This is a genomic window from Peribacillus sp. SIMBA_075, assembly GCF_046534585.1.
The window spans coordinates 1-262 of sequence record NZ_JAWRYN010000860.1 but is presented as its reverse complement, the minus strand read 5'-3'; the positions used below and the strand labels follow the sequence as shown (position 1 = coordinate 262).

Sequence of the window (262 nt, the reverse complement as noted above, 5' to 3'; positions counted from 1 at the left end):
CCAGATAAAACGGCAGGAACAGATGGCCGATACCGATAACGTTAGCAACTACTAAACTGAAGGCAACGGAAGCGATCGAGAAAGTAGTCGCAATGACAGCCGCTTCCCTTTTCGTGTAATAGCCTTCGTCATACTGTTTCATCGTCACCAAAACCCCGACAGGCGCAGCGCCCATCCAGGAAGCCATGGCATCGATCGACGAACGGCCTGGAAGCGTGAACACCGGACGCATGATTTTATTGAGCAAAGTCCCGACGAATTC

General features: G+C 51.5%; 1 protein-coding gene. It reads right to left on the bottom strand.

The window, feature by feature from the left end; all coding sequences use genetic code 11:
• Nucleotides 1-262 (bottom strand): nucleoside recognition domain-containing protein (locus SB775_RS30685; RefSeq protein WP_410865039.1); only part of this gene is annotated, 262 nt, incomplete at both ends.